At 33.1% G+C, this 5,606-nt stretch carries 5 protein-coding genes and 1 pseudogene; 1 reads left to right on the top strand and 5 read right to left on the bottom strand.

Features of this window, described 5'->3' with window-relative positions; all coding sequences use genetic code 11:
• Positions 1 to 244 precede the first annotated feature (244 nt).
• Positions 245 to 1,675, bottom strand: a pseudogene (locus tag ACFQZ1_RS10415) (IS4 family transposase).
• A gap of 531 nt (positions 1,676 to 2,206) precedes the next feature.
• The gene (locus ACFQZ1_RS10410) at positions 2,207 to 2,680 is read right to left on the bottom strand and encodes an endonuclease domain-containing protein (protein ID WP_377882127.1); all 474 of its coding nucleotides are present in this window, start codon (positions 2,678 to 2,680) and stop codon (positions 2,207 to 2,209) included.
• Between the two features lie 637 nt (positions 2,681 to 3,317).
• On the opposite strand from ACFQZ1_RS10410, the gene ACFQZ1_RS10405 reads away from it, so the two are divergent.
• Positions 3,318 to 3,542: a helix-turn-helix domain-containing protein gene (locus tag ACFQZ1_RS10405; protein ID WP_377882125.1), complete on the top strand. Its 225-nt coding sequence runs from the start codon at positions 3,318 to 3,320 to the stop codon at positions 3,540 to 3,542.
• Between the two features lie 38 nt (positions 3,543 to 3,580).
• On the opposite strand, the gene ACFQZ1_RS10400 is transcribed toward ACFQZ1_RS10405, so the two are convergent.
• The 3 genes from ACFQZ1_RS10400 to ACFQZ1_RS10390 all read right to left on the bottom strand — a co-directional run bounded on the left by ACFQZ1_RS10400 (position 3,581) and on the right by ACFQZ1_RS10390 (position 5,605).
• The gene (locus ACFQZ1_RS10400) at positions 3,581 to 4,198 is read right to left on the bottom strand and encodes a replication-relaxation family protein (RefSeq protein ID WP_377882123.1); all 618 of its coding nucleotides are present in this window, start codon (positions 4,196 to 4,198) and stop codon (positions 3,581 to 3,583) included.
• A complete protein-coding gene (locus tag ACFQZ1_RS10395) occupies positions 4,137 to 5,321 on the bottom strand; it encodes an FtsK/SpoIIIE domain-containing protein (RefSeq protein WP_377882121.1) in 1,185 nt (394 codons plus the stop codon). The genes ACFQZ1_RS10400 and ACFQZ1_RS10395 overlap by 62 nt, the downstream gene beginning before the upstream one ends.
• A 104-nt stretch (positions 5,322 to 5,425) precedes the next feature.
• Complete coding sequence (locus ACFQZ1_RS10390) at positions 5,426 to 5,605, bottom strand: hypothetical protein (RefSeq protein WP_377882119.1); 180 nt, start codon at positions 5,603 to 5,605, stop codon at positions 5,426 to 5,428.
• Position 5,606 lies beyond the last annotated feature (1 nt).

Here is a 5,606-nt window from a genome sequence, read left to right as displayed (position 1 = left end):
AATATAATTGATTTGGTTCTGGTGCAAAAATGTTAGTTAGAAACATAGAGTAACAACTTTCTCTTCATTTCGGGGTACTTTAAAATCTTAAGTTGATGGGCATGTGGCGGTACCCCATCGCCATCAAGCTAAGTTCATACAACGTCAATTATAGTAGAGGTTGTTTCTTTTTTCTAAAGGATACGTGTAGGGAATTTAAAGATTTGCATACGAAATAAACCCTAACGGGTTTCATTTTTTTGAATTAAGCCGCTTGATTATCAAACATGGTACAATTGTAAACGACACCTAATATATCAAAGACTGTTTTCTTCTCAAGTCGATGAGATTTTCGCCCGTTTTGTTGTAGGAGGTTGAACAGGCGAAGTAGAATCTTTGATAGCTCTTGGGTGTCTTTCTGTATAGCTTGGAAAAGAAGAAGAAAGTAATCTTTAATCATATATATGGCCTTATATTCACTCAGTTCTCGTTTCTTTTTCATAAGAAGTAATTGCCGCATTTGAAACATAGTAGAAGAACAGAGTAGAATGGCAATCAGTTGTCCATACAAATGGCATTCCAAGCGTTCTCGTTTTATCTTTTTACAATGATGAATATGAAAGAATGATTTCCACGTTTTAAATAAAATCTCGATTTGCCAACGTAAAGAATACCAGTCATGTACTTGTCCCATCGGGACAATATCTATAGGGGTATTTGTCATATATACATTGATACCACTAAGTCGTTTACTACGATCAGAATACTTCATTCCTTTCTTTTTTTCTCTTACAGTTTGATCTTATAATCGTTTTTGTTGTTGTTCTTTTGTTAGTCGATGAACAATCATACGAGTTGGTACTTTATCAGTCATTCCTACATAAGCATCGGAGATTTCACATGTTTGTCCTGGCTGAAGAGAGTTCATTAAGACCTCCATATCTATCTGTATATATTCCGTACCTTTTTTTATTCTTCCATCTTGAAAATAATCAGGGGTGGGATTTTTTTGATAAATACGTGTATTTGACTTGATACGAGAGATATAATAAGCCTTTTTATCTTGTATATGTTGAAGATCTTTCAAATGAAAATACCCGAGATCTCGGATACATAAATCATTTGCTGTCACAGTTGGGACACATAGAGAACCGTAGGTTCGATCATGTTGTTTACCTGGACCTGTATGGATATGCAGGAAATGTCCACTTAATAAGTCATACTCAAGCTGAATCTTCACCCCCGCTGTATGGCTGCATCCTCCTGCACCTGGATAAACGGATGAAAAGGAATCTGGGAGTTGAAATGCAGTTGAATCTAAAATACGAATACGCTTGAAAACAGAAGTATATGGAGAAGAAATCGGTATAGATGAGACCAATTTTTGATTTAGTAGTTCAGCTAATATGTGTTGTAAAAATTGGACGGCTGCTTTATTAAATCGTTGATTCAGTCCCTCAGGACTGATGAGCACTTCAGTTGATGCTTCTAAACAGCTAGATAACTGAGTCAAAGAAGTAGTAGCAACATTTTGGCTCATCCATACACATAAAGCGACTAAATCTTTTGCCTGGTACTTACTAGTTCGTTGCACAAAACCAACATCTCTAGCAAAATCTCGTAAGATATTTGGGGATAAGAGGCTTTGAATTTCTTGAGCAAATAATTGTAATTCATCAGATACAGAAATAGACATACAAAAACGCCATCCTTTCCTATGATTCTACAGAAAGAATAGCGTATTTTTTCATTTTAGGGGGTATTTTGTTTTGTTAGCTTGATAGCGATGTGGCGGTACCCCTATAACAAAGTAAAGCGTAAAGAAATGAGTATAGAAAAACTTGTCATACTGATGCAAAAAGAAGGGATACAATTTACTCAATCTCCTTGTTTAGTTACCTATCCAATAATTGATTTTATAAAGCACATTGCAAAAGTATGTAAAGAAAATGTAGATATAACAACTAAATAAAGGAGTGGTGTGTTTAAAAAATTGGATCTGCGGTCATGAGCCTGACCTTAAAATTCCTAAACAATTTAAGGTTCAGAAACCAAGTATCAGTAGAAAAACCAATCATACAATAAATAAAAAAGGGAAAAAAGACGTTTATCCCGAATACAAAACACACTAAAAAATGCAAACCTTAATTTAGGGTTTGCATTTTTTATATTCTATTATAGTACGTGAAATTTTTTAAAATCCTTTATTAAAGATGAGCAGCACTTACTACTCATCTTTTGTATGCAATTTCAATTGCATACTTGGGTGTTCTTCAGGAAGTAAATCCATTTCGTAAAGTCTTACTTCAATTTTCCGCATACATGCGTGTAAATCTTCTTTTAGCTGGCGATCACTAATCCGCAAAATTTCCCATCCTAATTTCTTTAGATAAGAATCTCGGATTGCATCTTTCCTTTTAGCCTCGGGTGTATTATGAAAAATGTAACCATCCACTTCTATACACAACTTTTTCCCGTTTTTCCCGTATATCGCAAAATCTAACCTGTATCTTCCAATCTTTTCTTGAACAATAGGAGAAAGGCCTATGTAACGCAATTGATCATAAACTTTTCGTTCTAAGTTATTTGCACATTGTTTTCTTTTCATATCGCTATCTGGATCATAGGTGTTTTTCCAAGTAATGTTGGCCAATACATAAAAGAAAATTAAAGCCACTATAACAACTAAAAAACCACTCATATACTTCCCACCTTACCTAAGTAGTTTATCTGATTACTTTGTTTTTACATAGGTTATTAACACGTAGTAATCGAATAATTAATTAGGTTTCTACCTTTGTCCTTACTTCTATAGTATTACCTATGTTTTACGTGTTCAGACCTAACAATATCAAGAAACATTAACATATTAAAATCATGTAAAAAATGTGAACCTTAATTCTAGGTTTGCATTTTTTATATCCTATTATGGTGCGTGAAATTTTATAAAAACCTTTATTGAAAATAAACATGGAAGAATAGTATTCGACATATTACAAATAAGTTTATATAAAATAACTAAAAGTAAATTACCAATCTATGAAACACAAAAAAGCTGAATCCCTTACGGCAGCAAGGGATTCAGCTTTTTAATTTTAATAGCATACCCTTTACAACAAGTTGCATTTATACTTCAGTTTATTCGCAACTTGTAGCTATTACTATGTATGCTATATTCCACAAAATAATTACAAAAACTTTTATATTCTCTTTAACTATTTTTATAATATGCTTCTTTTTTGAGCCATATGCTTCTTTTTTGACTCATCTATGTATGTATAGGTTTAATAAAACATGTCTAAACTTACAGATACATAGATGTAAAGGAGAAGATTAGAATGAAAGGAAACAAACAAAAGCGAACGAAATTAGGCAAATGGTTAGATCAAAATGGTATTGAGCAAAAAGAATTAGAAATAGCATCAAAGGTTAGTAGGAGCACGATTACAAGACTTTGTAATGATAAGGAGCACATCCCTACGTTGTCAGTGGTTCAAAAAATCATGAAGGCTATTAAACGTTTTGATTCTAAAGCAAACGTACATAATTTTTGGGATATGTAAAAACACAAGGCAAATAATTTTACCTTGTGTTTTTTATTCTATAAAATTTCTTTTAATAAAAATGTACGAACGTATACATTATATTTCACTCCATAATCCTCTAGTTTTTTTTCACGATAATCTGATATCGTAAAAAATAAAACATTAGGTACTATATTATTTTGTTTTCTATATATTTTAGTTATTAATCCATAATACTGTATTTTTTCTTCGTTTACTTTCATATGTTGTAACCTATCAATCTCAACAAAATAGGGCACTTGGTCCTTAACATAGTAAGCATCTGGAACAATTGTTTTTTCTTCATTTTGATATCGAAATTGAATGACTTGCTCTATTTTCCAATCAGGAAAATCCAACCACATCCAAGCTTCGTTTCGTAAAATAATATGCTCAAGTTGATGTTTTTTTTTACGTTGATTCGGATCTAATCCCAAAAGAGCAAGACCTTTCTTGTTGAGATAATACACATATTCTCGATTATAAGAAGTTACATGACAATATTGGCGAAGATCTTTTAAGACACGATTTGCATTCCGAATACTTCCTAAGGCATGAATAGCCTGTAATTGCCTTCTGGTAGCAAATTCAAGCTTACTTAAACTCGATAAAATCTCGATGTGTCTCGCTTTTTGTTTGAGTTTTTGGTGTTTCATTTTGTTTAGTCACCTCATATTCTTGTAAAAGCTCTCTCATCTTTTTATCAGATAAATAAGGGACTTGTAACTCATATATCCGATCTGTTTTGAACAATGCTCTTCCTGGCAAAGAAGGTAAGTTCTCTAATCCTGACTCATCTAACACAACTTGCGAAGCTACTGTAGTGGGTAATCGGAACCCTAACTTTGCATCACTCATTTGTTTTACAACAGAGGGAACAGAAGTCACGGTAGGATATTGGGTAGCTAATATTAATCGTACACCTAATGCCCCGCCAATACGTGAAATATGGCTTAACATATACTGACATTCTTCTAACATTCTATTCACATGCTTTGGTAATCCTTTTGCTGGTGCAAGAACAGCACCTTCATCAACTATGACAAAAAAACGATCCTTTTCTTTTGTCTGAACAATATTTTTCATCCTATTTTCCTTCATATACTTTCCACGCTGATGCATTAGAGCCATAACCTTAATAAGTACTTCATGTGCTCTTTCAGGGCTATCAGCGACTTCCACAACTTGCTTTAAATCTTGGTATTCCGCAAATTCTAATCCTTCTTCTTTTAGGTCTATAATAAAAAAATGAGTATGATTTGGATTAGATTTAATAAGAGAAGTAACCAATACCTTCAAAAAAACTGTTTTCCCCATACGCGTTAAACCACCCATAAGTAAATGTGGTGTCTGATCAAAATCATGATATAAAGTTGTATCTAATGTTTTTCCTATTGCAACCTCCCAAGTATCAGGTCGTATCAATTCTTCATTCCATTTCCATTTCTTTGGAATATCATCTTCAAACACTTGAACATAGAGGAAAGGGGATTCATAGTGGATTTTGACAGGCTTATTTAATCCTTCAGCAATAACTTCATCTAATTTTTTGATAAGTTGCGAGGGGATTCCTAATGGCAGCTCATAAATATAGACCATGCTCTTTTCTTTTTCTTCTTGTCTTTTAAATCTAGGATACTCTAACTTATTTTTTTCTTTCACACAAATATTAGCGATTTCAAAAAATCTTGCAATTTTTCTTTTATCACTTTGTTTGTAATTTTTATTAAAAATTGCAGCAGTAATCATAACAGCAGGAATTGTTAAAAGTTCTAACATACTTCCTTACCTCCTTATATGGAGGTAGTTGAGGAAAAGTGGAAGGGGAACAATGTTTGACCAATCTATATTGCAGTAGCCTTCCTTAACTACCAGATAAGTGTCTAACGTAGAAATACATCTAGCATATCAATTAGTAGGTACCAAACTGAGCCGATAATCAAGCATTTGAGACCCGCGCGTAGCAACCAATCTGGAAGGTTTAAACCTTTCTTTTTCAATAACTTGATTCCTAAAACTGAAGCACCAGTAACACCATAAACAACACCTAATTCTCCAATGATT

Origin of the sequence: Bacillus sp. CGMCC 1.60114 (assembly GCF_042676365.1) — a bacterium.
In the GTDB taxonomy this organism is placed as follows: domain Bacteria; phylum Bacillota; class Bacilli; order Bacillales; family Bacillaceae_G; genus Bacillus_A; species Bacillus_A rhizoplanae_A.
The sequence above is the reverse complement of the archived record's forward strand: the minus strand, read 5'-3'. Positions and strand labels throughout refer to the sequence as shown.

Bases quoted from the DNA above. Each gene is read 5' to 3' on its own strand.
- ACFQZ1_RS10395 (WP_377882121.1), bottom strand. From the start codon at position 5,321: ATGTTAGAACTTTTAACAATTCCTGCTGTTATGATTACTGCTGCAATT.
- ACFQZ1_RS10405 (WP_377882125.1), top strand. From the start codon at position 3,318: ATGAAAGGAAACAAACAAAAGCGAACGAAATTAGGCAAATGGTTAGAT.
- ACFQZ1_RS10410 (WP_377882127.1), bottom strand. From the start codon at position 2,680: ATGAGTGGTTTTTTAGTTGTTATAGTGGCTTTAATTTTCTTTTATGTA.
- ACFQZ1_RS10400 (WP_377882123.1), bottom strand. From the start codon at position 4,198: ATGAAACACCAAAAACTCAAACAAAAAGCGAGACACATCGAGATTTTA.